This is a genomic window from Actinomadura fibrosa, from assembly GCF_900659615.1.
GTDB lineage: Bacteria > Actinomycetota > Actinomycetes > Streptosporangiales > Streptosporangiaceae > Spirillospora > Spirillospora fibrosa.
The window spans coordinates 47,076-64,214 of the sequence record NZ_CAACUY010000003.1 but is presented as its reverse complement, the minus strand read 5'-3'; the positions used below and the strand labels follow the sequence as shown (position 1 = coordinate 64,214).

Below are 17,139 nucleotides of genomic sequence, written 5' to 3'. Positions count from 1 at the left end.
GGCAGAGCACTATGAGGCTTCTCTGGTGGACGGTTCGTAAGCTCGTTGTCGCTTGCCGATGGAACTTCGGCCCTGGTAGCTGCGGACGTCGTACTGGGCCCGGAACTCGAAGCGGCGCGAGGATCGGCTACCAGCCGTCTCCCCGGGTGCGCGGGCTGTTGATGACGCCGCAGCCGAGCTGATCGTCTCTGCCGGGGCACCGAAGTTCTTGGCGGTGTTGGTGAGGCGTTGCACGACTTGGCGCGCAACACTCGCCAAGCCGCCAGACCTTGCAGCCTTCTCAGCTTCCTTCAGGTAAGGAAGGCCAGCAGTGCTGCCGCCGCGTGCCGGACGTTGGCATGCTCGTCGTTGGTGGCGCGGTCGCGGAGGAGGATCAGGGTTTCTTCGTCATCGGGCCAGCCCGAACCCATGGTTTCAACCGCGACTTGCCGTACGTCGGTGTTCTGGTCGTTGATGGCGCGGTCACGAAGCCGCGCCAGGACTTCGGCGTCACCGGGCCAGCCCAATCCCATCGCCTGGACCGCGGTCAGCCGCACGCTGGCGTCCTGGTCGTTGGTGGCGCGATCGCCTAGCCACGCCAGGATCGCAGGGTCGCCCATCCAGCTCACCGCCGCAGCCTCCACCGCCTGCATCGCGGACTGCCGCACGCTGGCGTCTCGGTCGTTGGTGGCGCGGTCGCGGAGCCACACCAGGACCTTGGCGTCACCGGGCCAGCCCGTCCCCATGGCCTGTACTGCGGCCCGGCGGACGCTGGCGTTGAGGTCGTTACCGGCGCGGTCGCGAAGGAGGGCGAGGGCTTCGTCGTTACTGCTCCAGTTCGATCCTGCCGCCTCGACTGCAGTTCGCCGCACGCTGGCGTCCTGATGGTGGGTGGCGCAGTCACGGAGCCACACCAAGATCTCAGGGTCGCCTGACCATCCCGCCCCGACCGCCAGCACCGCAGCCTGTCGGACGTTGGTGTCCTGGTCGTTGGTGGCGCGGTCGCGGAGCCGCGCCAAGACCTTGGCGTCACCGGCCCAACCCGTTCCCACCGCCAGCACCGCAGCCTGCCGCACACTGCCGTGTCGATCGTCGGTGGCGCGGCAGCCGAGCCACGTTAGAACGCTGTCGTCACCGTCCCAGCCCGTCCCTATCGCCTCGACCGCTATTCGTCGCACATCGTCGTCGTGATCGTTGATGGCGCGATCGCGAAGCCATGCCAGAACCTTGGCGTCACCGGCCCAGCCCACTCCCACCGCCTTGACCGCGCCCCACCGCACATCGTTGTCTTGGTCCTTGGCGGCACGGGTGCGCAGGAGGGTGAGGGCTTCATCGTTACCGGCCCAGCCCGACCCCATCGCCTGCACGGCGGTCAGCCGGACGCTGGCGTCTTGGTCGTTGGTGGCGCGGTCACCTAGCCGCAGGAGGATCTCTGGGTCGCCAGCCCAGCCCACGCCCATGGCCTCCACCGCAGCTCGCCGGACATTGGCGTTCCGGTCGTTGATGGCGCGGTCACTAAGCCACATCAGATTCTCAGGGTCGTCGGCCCAGCCTGCGCCCATCGCTTGCACTGCAGTCCAGCGCACGTTGGTGTCGTGGTCGTTGGTGGCGCGGTCGCGAAGCCAAGGCAGGACCTCAGGATCGCCGGCCCAGCCCGCGCCCACCGCTTCCACCGCAGCCCGCCGCACGTCAGCGTGCATCTCGTGAAGCGCGGTGTGCTGGAGTTGTGGCAACGATTGAGGACGCGTGAGGAGGTAACACCGTGCCGCCAGACGCCGGGAAGCGGGTGACGGGCCAGGCGAGGAAAGGTACCAGCGCTGGTAACGCTCGTGCTGAAGCCACCGTCGTCCAGCCGAGGAAGCGAGCGCTATCGGAGGCAGTGCCCTGCTGAGGTCGTTCATCCAGTCCACACCGAACAAGCCTCGTTTTCGGACGGTGTTGATGAGTTCGATGACGGCGATGGTTATGGTGCGGGCGTGGGACGTGAGTTGAGGGCTGTGGTCGATCTCTGCCGCAGCACGCAAGGCCAGCAGTAGGTGATGTGGAGGACCACTTCGGGCGCGCCAGGCCGGGTCGGCGTTCAACAGGTGGATGATGGCGGCGACGGCGAACTGTTCAGGCACCATTCCGGCAAGCAGAAGCAGGACTTCTGTCCAGGAAGAATCGCTCCAGCGGGTGCCGTAGATCTCAAGTAGCTCCTGTTCGTTGAGAGCGCGGTTGGTGAAGCGCTGGTTGATCTCATCGGCGGCCAGATATTCCAGGAACGCGCGATGGACGAACCCGTACAGGTCGGCGCCGTAACTGGCGAGGATGAAGTTGCGGTCGCGCAACTGCTGAAGCATGGTGCGGGCCGCCTGTACCGCACGGTCGGTGGGCAAGGCGAGTTGGCCGGTGAAGTAGTTCCGGAACAACGCAGTCAGCTCGTCACCGGGCAGGTGGTTGCCGGCCAGGCCGGCGGGGCCGTCCTGCATCCGGCGGGCGACGGTGTGGAGCATGCGCAGCTTGTCGCGGGGCTCCAGGCGAGGAAGACCGGTGTGCTGGTCGGCGAGTTCCTTGTTGACGTCCCATTGGTCGATCAGCAGCATGACCGCGTGCTGGTAGACGGTGCGGCGGTCGCGTGGCAGTTCGCGGCGGCGGGCGATGATCGCCAGAATCGTCAGCAGCATCGGGTTTCCCGCCAGCTCGGCGACCGCGGGCGAGTCGGCGACCGCGGTCAGGATGCGGTTGCGCAACCGCACGGCATCGGCGGGTCGGCCTGCGCAACTGCGGTCGAACCATGCCGTGGTGAACTGCCTGACCTGCTGGCGGGTCAGGTCCTGCAGCATCAGGGTGGTGAAACCGGCCCGGTCGAACACCGCCCGGTTATAGCCGATCACCCGTGAGGTGACCACGACGCGCAGTTGCGGATGACTGCGGGCGAACCAGTCGATCTGCCGGGCTATCGCGTTGCGCTGCCTGGGCTCGAAGATCTCATCCAACCCGTCGAATACCACCAGCGCCCGTCCACCCGAGCTCAGGAACCGCTCCAGCATCGGCCGGGGCAATCCCAAGCCCTCCCGCTGATACCGGTCGTCCAGGAAGTCGAGGAATTTCGCGTCTCGCCATCGCGGATCAGCGAACTGCCGCAACTCCACCATCACCGGCAGCCGCTCGGCAAGGTCGGCCGGAAGTCCTGCGGCTGTGGCATCATCGGTATGCAACTCCCCGGCTGCCAGCGCCAGCATCAAATACCGGGCAAAAGTCGACTTGCCCGCCCCCGGATCGCCGAGCACCACCACCCCGCCTGCCGCTGCCGCCACCGCCGCCAGCACCGGCCGCGCCGGCCGATTCTGATAGGTCCGCTGCACCCGCTGCAGCCGAATCCGGTCCACTCCCCCCGGCAACTCTGTCAGTTCACCAGCGCCTACCAGACGCTGCAGCACCTCCCGGGGCAACTCCAACAATTCACGTGGCGGCGGATCAGTTCGCACCAACTGCGGGACGAAGACCTCACCCAGCAGCATCGCCGGATGCTCACTTTGATCCGACGGCAGCAAGACCTCCAGATCCACTCGCCGGTACCGATCCCGCAGGCGTTCGGCATACTCCCGCCGCACCGCCGCGAACGCTTCGCCAGCCTCAACCTCAGCGCTCCGCTCGGCTTGGGCAGCGACCTTGAGGGTTCGACGCCCGTCATACCAGCCCAGCGCCACTGCCGCTACGACCAGAGCTGCCGTCGCCGACCAGGTCGCCGGCGCCCACCACGCCGCATCGATCTGCACCGTGCTGGTCGCCAGATTCCCGATCAGCCCGACCGCGGATCCGACGAGCAGCGCTGTCACAGCATGCGTCCTCGTCCACCAACCTCCGCCCGTCCCGCGCATCCACCCAGGGTCACCGCTCTCACGCAGGACGACAACGCAGATGTCACAGCGCAGCCCGATCGGGCCGAATCAGGCCAACCGCGCCCCCACAGAACCGATCTTGCCCATAACAATGGAGATCATCATTTACGTCACCCAGGCCAATCCACGTCGATCTCGACCATCATCCGCGTATAGAGATCGGCAAGATGATCCTGAAGGTCGACTCTTACGTAGTTGACGCACGGCCGACACGGGGATTGCACTCTCGCCCATGGATCGCAGTTGATGTTCTTCCTTCCGGGCCAGATACCTTAAGTGCGGCTATCTCCGTGTCAGCAGATCCATGCTTCCGACAATGTCGTTTCAGCGTGGCTGTGTGAGTTGAGGACGCAGCTAACAAGCCTGGCAGGAGTTCTTCGGCTGTCTCAGGCAAGGGCGTCCGGTGCGGTCAATCCACCTCATCAGCGTGCGCCGTCGCGACGCGGCCTCTCCCCGGGGGAGTCGGCCGCCCGTCCGCTTCCCCGTGAGGAGCCGACATGACCGGTTCTTTGCACGGCTCTCCGTCCTGGGCGCCTTCTCTTGCGGCGGCCACCGGCCTGGTGCTGACGTGCGCCGCCAGTGTCTGGGCTGGCAGGCGGCGTGAGCGCCGCAGAAGGTTGCGTAGCGCCGCCGAGCAGACGACCCGGAGCGAGCGTGCAGCGCCCGGGCGGTGACCGCGAGGGGGGAGGACGAGCCACCAGGCGGTGATGCCGCGGCAAGTCGACAACCCGAACACGACGATCGCGGTGAGGAACCCGGCCAGCGGAAGCAGGTTCAGCGAGCCGGTGAAGAACACCACGATGACCGCGACTGCCAGGAGATCGTCAACTACGGCGAGGGTGATCAGGAACGACCGCAGTCCGGACGGCGGATGGGTGGAGATAATCGCCAGGACCACCAGCGCGAAGGGGATGTCGGTCGTCATCGGCACCGCCCACCCGTCGCTGGTGCCGTTGGCGGCGACCGCGTTGACGGCCAGGTAGATCGAGGCGGCCCGATCATGCCGCCGACGGCGGCGGCGATCGGCAGCGCGGCGCGGGCCGCGCAAATCGCCGCCGGTCAACTCGCGTTCGAGCTTCAAGCCGACGACGAAGAAGATCGCCGAAGCCTGGCGGCGGCTCTGACCCGGTCACCGGTGGAGGCCGCTTCCGGTCCGCAGTGTTGCCTCCCGACCACTTTCCGGCGTTAGCTGGTTGCGCACTGCATCATCGGAGCCGCCACCACCCGCGCCTCAGGATCCGGTGAACATCCGGCAGAGAGCGCCCGTCGGGATTCGCCTCGCACCCCGGCGCGGGGACCGGGAGGACTTTGATGCCAGAGGTAGACAGCGGCGCAGTCCCGGACTCGTTCGAGGTGCGCGGTCACATCTTCACCGGCTTACAGGCCCTCCCACCCCAGGAGGCGTCACGCCTGCACGCTGGCCTGCAGCGGTACGGGAACGCGTGCGGGTGCGGCAGTGGCATGATCGGCGCGGCCCTGGCCTGTCTGGTGTTCGTCCTGGATATTCCACTGCTGCTGGCGATCGCCGCCGTAGCCACAGGCGGTGTGGTCGGAAAGTGTGCCGGGCTGTGGTGGGCACGCCACCGCTTCAACTCGTTGGCGCGGGAACTCCGGACTGGGTTGTCGGCAACAGCCAGGGACGTAACGACCCTGGTAACGCGGCGACAAGGCATGCGGGCAGGACACTAGGGGGCAAGCCATGTTGTCATGCAAGGAGCAGGCCGAACGTATCGAGGAAACCGTTCTCCAGCCCTTCGACAAGTGGGTCGACCAACTGCAGGAGACATGCGAGGAGCAGCCTTGCATCTGGTGGATGTTCTGCCTCAACAAGCTTTTCTGTTGGCTGCTGTGGGTCGTGGTGAAAGTCGTCGAATGGGTCGCGATCATCGTGGTCCGCTGGGTGTACCGAACCGTGTGCACCGTCGTGATGATCATCGTTGGTATCATCGCGCTCGTAACCGGAAACACCGACATCCTCGTCACAGCCCTGAAAGACGTCTGGCAACTCATCAAGGACGGTTTCTACGCTGGAACCGGGCTGATCATTTTCATCGCGCTTAGAATCGTGGACTGGGTCCAGACTCTCATCGGGGTTCAGGCCCGCAAACGCCCCCTCACCGAGATAGAGAAAGCGGTTCTGAGACCGATCTATCATGACTCACTGAACTACGCCGCCATCCGCGTCGTCGACGGAAAAGCCGGAATCCTCACCGGGTCAGGCCGAGCCTTCACCATGGGATTCACGATCTATCTTCCTGTGAACTCCCTGTCCACCGTGGTCCACGAGTCAGTGCACGTCTGGCAATTCCAGTTCGGCGGATTCGGCTACATCGGGAACTCGGCATTCAATCAGCTCGACAGCATGGTGTTCAATAAAGGGTATGATCCTTATGACTGGCGACCTCGCATGAACCAGAGCGTGTCTTGGTACAATCTCGGGAGCGCTGAAGCTCAGGCGAAATTCATCGAGGACGTTTACGGCGGCGGCTCGTTCACCACTGCGGACCTAGAGCTCCCCACTACCGACAGGAGTCCTGGCGCGTTCTTTCGCGAGGACGTACCCGGTACCAACCAATTTGTCGACGCTGGAACTGACTATACTGCGCAAGCCAACGCCGCCTGGCGGATCCTCCGCACCGGCTGATCCTTCCCATCGCCTCGCCCTGGTCCAGCTATGTATCGAGCTTGACCTGTGTCGGAGTTGCGGCGCGCTGGCTAGTGCGCTGACGAGCCGACGCCCGGTCCGCGCGGACAAGTCGTACAGCGGCCCGTAGTCAGTGCCGTGGCCGGTACCGCGGCTGAATCAGCCTTGCGCTCGCTCGTGGTCTCGTAGCCGAGCAGCACGTTCATCGACCGAGCCACCCCGAAACCGCCTGGATCCTGCGGAACCTCGTAGTAGGTCTGTGCACAGGAGGTACCAGGACCGTCCGCGCAGGGTAGCGGCTGAAGAGGACGGTCAGGCCGGAGTGCTGGAGTTGGTTCTTGGGATGCCGAGGTGGGGCCGGTGGTCAGCATTGAGCAGGTCACTGAGGTTTGGCCGGGTGATGCGTTCGGTGTGCAGTGCCCGCGATCGGCAGAGCTCGGGTGTGAGTCTGCCGATCGCGGGCACCGGCCGGGGCCGGGCTGGGTATTGGCACCTCTGTTGGGCTCACAGCCCTATCTGGTTGCCCGGACCGCGGTCGACTGCCGGCTTTTCCGTCCACGGCACGCTCTGCGCGGCGGGTGGGGTGGGGTGGTTTGGTCGGTTACTTGGGAGGCATTAGGACGTTGTCGATGATGTAGACGGTGGCGTTGGCGGTGTGGACGTTGCCGCAGACCACGTGCGCGTCCTTGCCGACCGTGAAGGACTCGCCTGAGCCGCTGGTGGTGAGCGCGGCGCCGTTCAGGGTCTTGAACTCGCCCGAGGACAGCCCGGCCGGGGCGATCTTCTGTCCCGCGACGTGGTAGGTGAGGATGCCGGTCAGCGTCTTCTTGTCCGCCAGGACCTTGTCGAGGTCGGCCTTGGGGAGCTTGCTGAAGGCGTCGTTGGTCGGCGCGAACACGGTGATGTCCTTGGCGGAGTTGAGCGTGTCCACGAGTCCGGCCTTCTTGACCGCGCTGACCAGGGTGGACAGCACCGGGTTGTTGGACGCGGCGGTCGCGACCGGGTCGGTGGACATGCCGCTGAAGCTGCCCTTGCCCGACGCCGGGACTGCGGAGCAGGCGGGTCCGAACGGCCGGTCCGACGACGGCGAGCCGCTCATGGCGGTGGACGGGGCGGCCGAGCCCGCCGGCGCGGCGGCGGTCTTTCCGTCGGAGTCGTCGCTTGAGCAGGCCGCCGCTCCGGTGGCGATGGCCGCCGCGGCCAGGACGCTCGCGGTGATCCGGAGGCGGTCGGTGCGGGTGCGGTTCATGGGAACTCCTCGATCGTGATCGGTTGTGGCGGTGCGGGCGGGCTGGTCAGGTGACGGTGATCACCACCGAGTGCCAGCCGGTCGCGCCGTCCGGGGACGGCGGGGCCCGGTGCTCGAGCTGGGTGCGGCCGGTGCCGTCGGTGGCGCGGCAGCGCAGGGTGTGGGAGCCGGGCGCGGCGTCCCACTCGGCGATCCATTGGCGCCAGGTGTCCAGGCCGGGGACGGGCGCGAGCCGCGCCGGACGCCACGGCCCGTCGTCGGCCTGCCATTCGACGGCGTCGACGCCGCGGTGCTGGGCCCACGCGGTGCCGGCGACGGCGACCCGTCCCGCCTTCACGGTGGCGAGCGGCTTGGGCACGTCGATGCGGGAGAAGGTCTTGATCGGGGCGCGGGGGGCGTAGCCGCGCTTCGTCCAGTACGCCTGGTCGGTGGCGAAGCGGGTGACCTTGAGGTCGACGACCCACTTGGTCGCCGACACGTAGCCGTACAGCCCGGGGACCACCATGCGGGCGGGGAAGCCGTGCGCGATGGGCAGCGGCTCGCCGTTCATCCCGAGGGCCAGCAGCGCGTCGCGCCCGTCCAGGATCGTCTCGATCGGGGTGGACAGCGTCATGCCGTCGGACGAGCGCGACAGGATCTGGTCGGCGCCGCCGAGGATCCCGGCCCTGCGCAGGAGCGGGGCCAGCGGCGCGCCCAGCCAGCGGGCGTTGCCCGCCAGGTCGCCGCCGACCTGGTTGGACACGCATGCCAGCGTGATGTCGCGTTCGACCAGCGCCTGCCGCAGCAGGTCGTCGAACGACAGCTCGACGGGACGGGCGACCATGCCGTGGATGCGCAGCGTCCACGCGCGCGGATCGACCCGCGGCAGCACCAGCGCGGTGTCGACCCGGTAGAAGTCCTTGCTGGACGTGCGGAACGGCGTCATCCCCGGTGCCTGCACCTGCGCGCCCGCCGGCACCGGACGCGCCGGGCCGGCCGGGCGCGGCAGCCGTAGGCCGGCGCGAACGGAGGAGACGTCGCCGCGGCGCAGCAGCAGCCGCCCCGCCACACCGCCGACCGCGGCGACGCCCGCCACGCCGGCACCGGTCAGCAACACCTGGCGCCGAGCGGTCGGCAGCCCCGTCCGCTCGTCCTGGGGACGGCGTTTGGGTCCACCCGGGAGCTCCGGATCGAGCCCTTCGGCTTCGAGTTGCGGGCCGCGGACGGCCTTTCGTTCGGCGGATCGGGCGCTGCGGATCAGCAGGGTCAGGGCGGCCATGCCGACGAGCGCGCCGACCGCGGACGGTACCGCGTCGGCGAGCCGCGCCGTCGGCCTGGTCAGTGCCGCCGCGATCCCCACGGCGCCGAAGGCCGCCAGCCCGGCCAGGCTCCACGCCGGTCGCCGCCGGCTCACCAGCCCGAGCACCAGCGCGGCGATCGTGACACCGGCTGCGAGGCCGATCAGCAGGACGGTCTTGTCGTCGTCGCCGAAACGGCGGATCGCGAGATCCTTGAGCCACATCGGAGTGAGGTCGATGAAGCCCGCCCCGACCGCGAGCAGCGGTGAAGCGGTGGCGCGGCCCAGCACGCCGGCCGCCAGTTCCGCGGCGCCCAGCGCCGCCGCGGCGGCCAGCACTCCACCGGCCGCGGCGGCGACCCGCCGCAGCGCCCCGGCCCGCGCCGTTCGCCGCGGCGTGTCCCGCCGCGGCGGCCCGGTCGCTCGTTCGCCTGTCACAACCGGTGTTCGGGGCCGGACGGTCGGTGGATGGGTCCGGATTTCGTCGCGTTCGAAACCCATCCTTCAGGCCGTCCGCACCGAACAGTCGGTGTGGAGACGAACCAACGGCGCAGCAGCCCGCCGCACGGGACACGGCCGGCCGACGATGGGTCGCCCGACCTGTCCGAGCTACTGGGCCGCGTCGCGCGCGGCGACCGGGACGCCTTCGCGCAGGTGTACGAGCGGCTGTCGGGCCCGGTGTACGGGCTGGCGCTGCGGGTCGTCCGCGACCCGGCCCAGGCCGAGGAGATCGCCCAGGACGTGCTGGTCGAGATATGGCGCAAGGCCTCGCACTACCGCCCGGACCGGGGCAGCGCCATCTCGTGGGCGCTCACCGTCGCGCACCGCCGCGCCGTCGACCGCGTCCGCTCCGCCCAGGCCGACCGGGACCGCGAGCAGCGCGCCACCGCGCCCGCGCCCGACTACGACCAGGTCGCCGAGGAGGCCGGCACCCGGCTGGAGCACCAGCAGGTGCGCCGCTGCCTGCGAGGCCTGACCGAACGGCAGCGCGAATCGATCACCCTCGCCTACTACGGCGGCTACACCTACCGCGAGGTCGCCGAACTGCTCGGCATCGGCCTGACCGCCGTCAAGACCCGGATGCGCGACGGGCTCATCCGCCTGCGCGACTGCCTGGGAGTCCAGCCATGAGCCACGACCCGCACCACCTCGCCGGCGCCTACGCGCTCGACGCGCTCACCGGCACCGAGCGCCGCCGCTTCGAACGCCACCTGCCCGGCTGCCCCACCTGCGCCGACGAGACCAGCGGACTCCGCGAGACGGCGACCCGGCTGGCATTGGCCGCCGCGCGCCGCCCACCGGACGCGCTGCGCGACCGCGTCCTGGCCGAGATCACCCGCACCCGGCAGGCGCCGCCCCCGCTCCCCCGCCGCCTGCCCTCCCCCCGCGCCGCCCGCGGACTGAGCCGGCTCGCCGCCGCGGCCTGCCTGGTGCTCGCCCTCACCGGCGGCGGCATCGCCGTGCACCTCCACGACCGAGCCGGACGAGCGCAGGCCCTCGACCGGCAGGTCGGCGTCGTCCTGACCGCACCGGACGCCCACGCCTCCACCATCCACGCGCAAGGCACCGCCACCGTCACGGTCGTTTCGTCCCGCGCACTGAACAGAGCCGTCGTCACCACGGCCCGCCTGCGGCGCCTCCCGGCCGCCAAGACCTACCAGATGTGGTGGCTCGGGCCCGCGGCACCGCGCTCAGCGGGCACCCTGGACCCGCGCGGGACGTCCAAGCCGGTCATCACCACCGGACTCGGCGACGCCCGGACGTTCGGCATCACCATCGAACCGACCGGCGGCTCCCCCGCCCCCACCGGCCCGCCGGTCCTCACCATCCCTCTCGCCTAGTTCCTTATGACGAAGTGGGGCGATCAACCGGTCAGGCCGTTCTGGGGTAGCCGCAGTGTGAATGTCGCGCCTTGCCGCGGCTCGCTGCGCACCGCCGCGGATCCGCTGTGCGCTTCGGCGAGCTGCCGGACGATGGCCAGGCCCAGTCCGCTGCCACCGGTCTGCCTGCTGCGCGACTTCTCGGCCCGCCAGAACCGGTCGAAGACGTACGGCAGGTGCTCGGGCGCGATGCCCGGCCCGGTGTCGGCCACCTCGATCAGCACGTCGCCGCCGTCGGCGTACGCGCGCAGACCGACCCGCCCGCCGGACGGGGTGTAGCGGAGCGCGTTGGTGAGCAGGTTGCCGACCGCCTGCCTCAGCCGCACCGGATCGGCGTCCAGGTGCGGACGGCCGGTCACCTCGACGGTCAGCACCAGCCCGGCGGCCGCGGCCGCGGCGCGATGGACGGTCGCCGTCTGTTCGAGCAGGTCGGCCACGTCGACCGGCTCGGGGTTCAGCCGCAGCTTGCCCGCGTCGGCGAGGGCGAGCTGCTGCAGGTCGTCGACGATGTGCTGCAGCAGCACGGCCTCCTCGACCAGCGAGGCGGTGAGCGCCGGGTCCAGCTCGGCCACGCCGTCCTGGGCGGCCTCCAGCCAGCCGCGGATGTTGCTCAGCGGCGTGCGCAGCTCGTGCGAGACGTCGCTGACCATCGCCTTGCGCTGCCGCTCCATGCGGTCCAGGTGCTCGGACATCTCGTTGAACGCGGCGCCGAGCTCGCCGGCCTCGCCCTTGGCGCGCACCATGACCCGCGCGGAGCCGTCGCCCGCCCGCATCCGCCGGGCCGCCGCGGTCACCGCCCGCATCGGCCGCGTCAGCCGGGTGGCGACGAGCACGCTGAACCCGACCGCCAGGACGAGGATCACCGCGGTGACCCCCGCGATGCCGTACGGGTCGATGGTCGGCGCACGGTCCTCCGGCGAGCCGATGTAGAGCAGCGCGGCCGGTGCGACGTACGGTCTCAGCTGGGCACGGCGCGCGGTGGCCAGGCACTCGGCGGCCGAGGCCGGAGCGGCCGGCTTGCCGGTCTCGTCCAGCCATACCCCGACCCGGCTTCCGTGGCACTCGCGGACCAGGGCGGCGAGCTGGTCGAGCGCGCGCCTCTCGGTGGCGGTCGGTCCGGGCGCGTTCGGCGAGCACGGCGGTGAGCCGGGCGCCGCCGGCGGGGGCGGCGCGCCGCGTGTGCCGGTCGACCTGCTGGGGGTGCCGCGTGGTTCGCCGGACGTGCCGGGCGGCTTTCCGGGGGTGCTGCTCGTCTGCTGCGGCTCGTCCACCCGCTCGGTCGGCGAAGCGGGCTTCAACGTCGTCGCGACCGCGGCCAACCGCGTACCGGTGCGTCCGGAAAGCGCCGTTCGCGGTGCCGCAGGGCCGTGTCCGGACGGCGCACCGGCGGCCGGACGGTCCGTGCCCGGTGCCGGGGTGACCGGGACGCCCTCGCGGCGCAGGTACGGGCGGCCGCCGGGCCCGACGACGACCGTGGCGCGCTGGTGCTCGCGGCGCAGGCACGCCGCCTGCGCGCCGACCAGCTCGCGCAGCCGTATCCGCTCGGACTCCGGCAGCCGGAACGGCCCGACCACGCGCGCGTCGATCCGGTCGGTGACCGTGCCGGGCGTGAGCGAGACGTCCACAGCGAGCGGATCGACGACGGCCGAGGCGCGTGCCGGCAGCGGCGCCCGGCCGGCCGCCGAGTCCGCGATCCGGATGCCGCTCTCGGTCGCCAGCGCGACCCGCTGGCCGCTCTGCCGGGCCAGCCCGCGCACGGTCTCCCCGACGCCGTCCCAGCGCGGATGGCTCGCCGCGTAGCCGAGCAATGCGTCGTTGATGCGGGCGTCCCGGGCGAGCGTCCGGTCCTGCCGATGCCGGATCTCGCCGGACGTGCCGCGCGCCGCCAGCCACGCGGTCGCCACGATCGAGCACACCGCGATCAGCACCGAGCCGGCGGCCAGCCGCACGAGCAGGCTATGGCGCACGGTCGCCGACCAGCTTGTACCCGACGCCGTACACCGTCCGCAGCCGGACCGGCCGCCGCGGCTGCGGTTCGATCTTCTTGCGCAGGTTCTTCACGTGCACGTCGACCGTGCGCTCGGTGATGAAGCGGTCGAAACCGTGCAGGTGCTCCAGCAGCTGCGCCCGGGTGAGGACCCGCTCCGGCCGCGCGGCCAGCGCCTCCAGGATGCGGAACTCCGCGGGCGTGCACTCGACCTCGCGCCCGTCCGCGAGCACCGTGTGCCGCTCGGGGTCCACCGTGATGGCACCGACCCGGTGCACCCGCTCGCCGCCGTCCCGGCCGGTCCTCCTCAGCAGCGCGCGCACCCTGGCCATCAGCTCCCGCGGGCTGTACGGCTTGGTGACGTAGTCGTCGGCGCCGAGATCGAGGCCGAGCAGCAGGTCGTCCTCGGTCGAACGGGCGGTCAGCATCAGCACCGGCACGTCGGACTCGGCGCGCAGCACGCGGCACACATCGAGGCCGTCGACGCTCGGCATCATCACGTCGAGCAGCACGAGGTCGGGACGCCGCGCGCGGGCCTCGTCGATCGCGGCCCGCCCGTCCTGGGCGACGAGAACCGTGTGCCCCTCGCGCTGGAGGTAGCGGCGCAGCAGCTCCGCATGTTTGGCGTCATCCTCCGCGACCAGGACATTCGCGCACATGGCTGTCGAGCGTAGGCGACCGGGGACCCGCACCACGAGATCACCACAGCGGCCTCACAGGTTCTTCACTTTTCTTGGCCAGCATCTCGCGGCATGCGCCAGATCAAGGTTCACACCGGCGCCGTGCTCGCCGCCGGGCTGATCGCCGGACTGGCCGGCTGCGGCTCGTCGAGCGGGGGCGATTCCGGGAACGGCCCGCCCAAGACGGACCGTCCGACGGCCGCCGCGGCTCGGCAACGGCAGGGCGGTGCGGAGATAGCGACCGTACGCGGCAGCCGGATCGCCGTGCACAAGCAGAAGGGCGACGGCGCGGCCTGGAAGACGCTGTCCAGTCCCAACGAGATGGGCGCCACCCGGGTCTTCCTCGTCGACGTCCGAGACGGCGGCTGGCTGAAGGTGCTGCTGCCGATCCGGCCCAACGGCAGCACCGGCTGGGTCAAGGCGTCCGACGTCACCCTGTCGTCGACGACCCGCCGGGTGGAGATCGACCCGAAGGCGTTCAGCTTCACCGTCTTCGACGGCGACAAGGTGCTGCGGACCGGCAAGGTCGCCACCGGCGAGGGCGGCACCCCCACCCCGCCCGGTCGCTTCTATTTCACCGAGCTGGTCAGACCACCGGACCCCGACGGCGCCTACGGCGCGTACGCCTTCGGGCTGAGCGGCTTCTCACCGACGCTGAAGACCTTCGCGGGCGGCCCCGGGCAGCTCGCCGTGCACGGCACGAACAAGGCGTCGGCGCTGGGCGGCAAGGCCAGCCACGGCTGCGTGCGGGTCAGCAACGACGACATCACCTGGATGGCCGAGAACCTGGCGATCGGCACGCCGGTCGTCGTCACGAAATGAAACACCACCGGAAGGAACCATCATGCGCTTGAAGTCCCTGATCACGGCCGCCGCGCTGGGCGTCGGCCTGACCGGCACCGGTCTGGTCGCCGCCGAGGCCGCCGCCGCCACACCCACGCCGGTCACCACGTCGCCCGGCCACCTGCCGCCGAACCACCCCGGCGGCAAGCCGTCCGGCCCCGGCGACCCGTCGAACCCCGGTCAGCCCCCGGCCGCCGCGCCGCCCGGCAAGGCCATCCCCGGAACCCCGAACTACACCGGCTGACCCCGTCCCGAGGAAGGAGGAGCCTATGCCTGATCACGGAGGATGGAACCGGCGCTCCCTGCTGAAGGGGGCGGCCGTGGTGGCCGGTGCCGCCGCGGCCACGCCACTGCTGGGCAAGGCGACCAGGGCGCACGCCGACGGCAGTGACGCGGACGCGTTGTTCCGGGCCGGAAAGTTTGAGCAGGCCGCCCGCGCCTATGAGGAGATCCTCAGGACAGATCCCACGAATCTGCACGCGGCGCGCCAGCGCGGCTATATCGGGCTCCTTGCCAACAGGTTCCCCGATGCCGAGAAGTACCTCAACATGGCCCTCAAGCTGGCGCCCGACGACAAGGAGACCAACCAGCTGCTAGGCGACTGCTATATCCGGCAGGACAAATTCGCCCTGTCCGTACCGCGCTGGCGAGCGGGCGGCGAGGAGGGCTATGCCCAATGGTTCGCGGCGATCCGCGGCAAGCCGTACGAGATCCACGGGGACGTCGGCCGGGTGGAATGGCAGCAGCAGGATCCGCAACCGCTGGTGGAGGCCTCGCTCAACGGCGGACCGCCGAAGCGTCTCACCTTCTACACCGGCGCCCCGAACCTGAGCCTGACCGCGTCGGCGGCCAAGGAAGCCGGGCTGGACCCCGTCTACAAGGAGAAGACCGACTTCGAAGGCCTCGACATCTGGGTGTACTACGGGGTACTGGACTCCTTCAAGCTGGGCGACCTCGAACTGCGCAACGTCCCCGTGGGCTGGTCGTCGACGGAGTCGGGCGCGGACGTCAGCACCGACAGCGACGGCCTGATCGGCACCTGGGTGTTCTACCACCTGCTGACCACCTTCGACTACGCGGGCCAATCGCTGATCCTGCGCCGCCCGACCCCAGCGGCGGCCAGGAAGGTCCACGCCGACGCCGCACGGGCGGGCACCAAGCCCCTCCCAATCTGGATCTCCCGTGACCACGACATCGGCAGCATCGGCAGCATCGCCGGCTCGGGCCCGCGGATGATGGGCGTGAACTTCGGCGGAAACGGCGGCGAAAGTGCCGTGGGCACGTCCCTGGAGATGGCCGAACGGCTGGGCATCCGCACCGACACCGACCGCCCGATCGAGACCTTCGGCCACAGCCACGAGGCCGTCGTCTACCCCTGCTATCCCAAGGAGATCCGCATCGGCGACGCCGTCGCCAACGACATCTACTGCACAGCGGACAAGAACGGCCAGATCAACACACCCTGGCCCTACGGGAACGGCATCGACGCGACCGGCTACTTCGGCCACTGCTTCTGGAAGCCCTACAACATCACCCTCGACTTCACGAACATGAACCTCTACATCATCCGAGGCAAAGCCACCTGACCACAATCTGAGACCCACCTGAAGCCGCCGACGCGAACGGATCGGGGGGAGGGCGAACCAGGCGCCCTCCCCCGTCCCAGCGCCGGGGGTGAGCACGCGATCACTTCGCGAGCACTTCTATGATCACCGTTTCGAGGGCGAAGATGACGGTCATTGATCCGCCGAACGCTCTGGCGCCCTCCATCACCGCCTCCGGCAGGCTGCGGCCACATGCACGACGCCGAACGGGGAAAACGAAGAAGCCCAGCGCTGGTACGAAACCGCCACCCACTACGGCAACACCGAGGCGACGTACTACCTCGCGCGACTTCGGAAGAACTCGGAAACGTAAGAGACGCGGACGCATTGCGCTGCGGTGGCCATGCAAGGCAATTGCTCAAGCGCACGTTCGCCGCAACGGATCGACGTGTTCAAGTCGGCCCTCCTGCGGTAACAGGAGGGCCGCACGTGTGCTGGTGCCTCGTCTCACGCCGATGATGCGAGTGCCAGCCTGCAGGATCCACCTCTAGCCGATAGTTCCTACGTCTGTGAGACGCGACGGCCGAAGCGGAGGAACCATGGGTAAGACGTATCTAGCGAACCAGTAAGGCAATCTTCGGATCGTTGCGCCCGGTCGTGGGCGCTTTGTGGGGCGGTGGGACGCAGACGGATCTGATCAGGGCTGCGGACGCCTCGATGCCCGGATCGGTCGCGGAACCCGAACACGGTCGAACAACCGGGATCGATTTACGGCGTGGTGTCGACGGTGGAAAGTAAAAGCGGGAGGCGTTCACCGATCACCAGGCGGCGGTAACCGGCTGGCGGTCCGGCACCTCCACAGTCCTCGTCTCACGCCGATGGTCGACGAAAGGTGCTGGTACATGTCCATGCCGAGAAACGCGCTCGCGCGTCTGCGCTCGCGGGTCGAGCGCCGCCCGGCCGGAACTCAGCCGCCGGGATCCGCGCCGCGCCGCACTCCGCTGGGTGGAGCGATCGTCATCCTGATAGTGGTACTCGTCGCGGTCTTGTGGTTGTTGGCGCGGGGGTGGTCGACGCAGGCCGCGCTGGCAGCCGTCGCCGGCACCGCGGTGATCGCCGTCGAGCTTGTCGTGCGGCTGCGCGTCGAATGCCCGCATCAGGCCTGAGAAGCCC

At 69.5% G+C, this 17,139-nt stretch carries 13 protein-coding genes; 7 read left to right on the top strand and 6 right to left on the bottom strand.

Translation table 11 applies throughout. The features are described from left to right. Window positions 1–290: 290 nt before the first annotated feature. Window positions 291–3,800 (bottom strand): HEAT repeat domain-containing protein, encoded by a 3,510-nt coding sequence (locus E1300_RS02100; RefSeq protein ID WP_165502634.1) that lies wholly within the window; start codon window positions 3,798–3,800, stop codon window positions 291–293. 472 nt (window positions 3,801–4,272) lie between these two features. After that, window positions 4,273–4,962 carry a Na+/H+ antiporter NhaA gene (locus E1300_RS02095; RefSeq protein WP_131755133.1) on the bottom strand — a complete coding sequence of 230 codons (690 nt, stop codon included), beginning with the start codon at window positions 4,960–4,962 and terminating at the stop codon, window positions 4,273–4,275. Window positions 4,963–5,562: 600 nt separating this feature from the next. Between E1300_RS02095 and E1300_RS02090 the strand changes: the two genes are divergently transcribed. Continuing rightward, window positions 5,563–6,507, top strand: coding sequence for a hypothetical protein (locus E1300_RS02090; protein WP_131755132.1), 945 nt, complete (start codon window positions 5,563–5,565; stop codon window positions 6,505–6,507). A 601-nt stretch (window positions 6,508–7,108) separates the two neighbouring features. Here the strand turns inward: E1300_RS02090 and E1300_RS02085 are convergent. Both E1300_RS02085 and E1300_RS02080 read right to left on the bottom strand, forming a co-directional pair. Beyond that, window positions 7,109–7,756 (bottom strand): fasciclin domain-containing protein, encoded by a 648-nt coding sequence (locus E1300_RS02085; protein WP_131755131.1) that lies wholly within the window; start codon window positions 7,754–7,756, stop codon window positions 7,109–7,111. A 46-nt stretch (window positions 7,757–7,802) separates the two neighbouring features. Beyond that, window positions 7,803–9,470: a molybdopterin-dependent oxidoreductase gene (locus E1300_RS02080; RefSeq protein ID WP_131755130.1), complete on the bottom strand. Its 1,668-nt coding sequence runs from the start codon at window positions 9,468–9,470 to the stop codon at window positions 7,803–7,805. A 93-nt stretch (window positions 9,471–9,563) separates the two neighbouring features. Here E1300_RS02080 and sigK point away from each other — a divergent pair, with 93 nt between their 5' ends. Next, window positions 9,564–10,163, top strand: a complete 600-nt coding sequence (gene sigK / locus E1300_RS02075) for an ECF RNA polymerase sigma factor SigK (protein WP_370784327.1) — start codon at window positions 9,564–9,566, stop codon at window positions 10,161–10,163. Next, window positions 10,160–10,873 carry an anti-sigma factor gene (locus E1300_RS02070; RefSeq protein ID WP_131755128.1) on the top strand — a complete coding sequence of 238 codons (714 nt, stop codon included), beginning with the start codon at window positions 10,160–10,162 and terminating at the stop codon, window positions 10,871–10,873. The genes sigK and E1300_RS02070 overlap by 4 nt, the downstream gene beginning before the upstream one ends. 23 nt (window positions 10,874–10,896) lie before the next feature. Here the strand turns inward: E1300_RS02070 and E1300_RS02065 are convergent, their stop codons facing one another. Both E1300_RS02065 and E1300_RS02060 read right to left on the bottom strand, forming a co-directional pair. Continuing rightward, window positions 10,897–12,879 (bottom strand): sensor histidine kinase, encoded by a 1,983-nt coding sequence (locus E1300_RS02065; protein WP_131755127.1) that lies wholly within the window; start codon window positions 12,877–12,879, stop codon window positions 10,897–10,899. After that, a complete protein-coding gene (locus E1300_RS02060) occupies window positions 12,869–13,558 on the bottom strand; it encodes a response regulator transcription factor (protein WP_131755126.1) in 690 nt (229 codons plus the stop codon). Before E1300_RS02060 ends, E1300_RS02065 begins: the two co-directional genes overlap by 11 nt. 93 nt (window positions 13,559–13,651) lie before the next feature. Between E1300_RS02060 and E1300_RS02055 the strand changes: the two genes are divergently transcribed. From E1300_RS02055 to E1300_RS02040, 4 genes are all read left to right on the top strand, one after another. Next, window positions 13,652–14,401: a L,D-transpeptidase gene (locus tag E1300_RS02055; protein ID WP_131755125.1), complete on the top strand. Its 750-nt coding sequence runs from the start codon at window positions 13,652–13,654 to the stop codon at window positions 14,399–14,401. Window positions 14,402–14,423: 22 nt separating this feature from the next. Beyond that, window positions 14,424–14,666, top strand: coding sequence for a hypothetical protein (locus tag E1300_RS02050; protein WP_131755124.1), 243 nt, complete (start codon window positions 14,424–14,426; stop codon window positions 14,664–14,666). 25 nt (window positions 14,667–14,691) lie between these two features. Beyond that, a complete protein-coding gene (locus tag E1300_RS02045) occupies window positions 14,692–16,008 on the top strand; it encodes an aspartyl protease family protein (protein ID WP_131755123.1) in 1,317 nt (438 codons plus the stop codon). Between the two features lie 860 nt (window positions 16,009–16,868). Further along, complete coding sequence (locus E1300_RS02040) at window positions 16,869–17,132, top strand: hypothetical protein (RefSeq protein ID WP_131755122.1); 264 nt, start codon at window positions 16,869–16,871, stop codon at window positions 17,130–17,132. The last annotated feature ends 7 nt before the right edge of the window (window positions 17,133–17,139 follow it).